This is a genomic window from Photorhabdus temperata (assembly GCF_025384845.1).
GTDB lineage: Bacteria > Pseudomonadota > Gammaproteobacteria > Enterobacterales > Enterobacteriaceae > Photorhabdus > Photorhabdus temperata.
Window position 1 is genome coordinate 1 of record NZ_JAJAFX010000201.1, and the last position, 723, is coordinate 723.

Genomic DNA, 723 nt, shown 5'->3' on the forward strand with positions numbered 1-723 from the left:
GGGTGAAAAAATAATTTCGCCACATCAGGAAACAACAGGAATTATCGGCACGGATGCTATTTATTAAATAAATGAGGACTAATTATGTCAGACAATAAAAAATGCGTGCACGCTGAACTTATGGTTCAATATGCACACGATGCTATGAGAACTGATAAGCCTTGGGAGCTGTGGGAAGGTTCATGTAATGGCGGAGAATGGTGGGAAAACTTACGACTTCATCCGACTTGGGATCAAGATATTGAATATCGCCGCAAGCCCGAAATAATTAACGTTAGCTTTCCAAAACCGGTTTGTTACAAACTTGAAAAAGGTCAGGGATATTGGACTATCTCTTTAAACGGCGACGTTCTTCCTTATCGTTGGAGTGGTATAATTTCAGATTACCGTAGATTAGATGACGGTTTTATTTACTTAACAGAAGAGGCCGCTAAACAACGCGCAGAAGCCTTAATTAAAATAACTAGGGGTGGGTCTTAAATATAAACTCCAATTAACTCAGTAACTGATTAGATTTTAATTACAGCTTAATGGCTGGGGATTGTCTCAGCCTAAAAACAGAGTGGTATCTATGAGTAATCAAACATTAGTTGAACGATACAGAAATCGTTTAATCGCGGCAAAACTTGATGCAATGATGAAGAAAACAAACAGTCATTGTATTGCTGTCAATCTTAACGATTGTTCTATGTGTACTATCGAGTTATCGGAGGAGATATTAAA

General features: G+C 37.9%; 1 protein-coding gene. It reads left to right on the forward strand.

The features are described 5' to 3' along the window. Positions 1–84: 84 nt before the first annotated feature. Positions 85–480: a hypothetical protein gene (locus LGZ99_RS24565; protein WP_262979865.1), complete on the forward strand. Its 396-nt coding sequence runs from the start codon at positions 85–87 to the stop codon at positions 478–480. Positions 481–723: the final 243 nt, after the last annotated feature.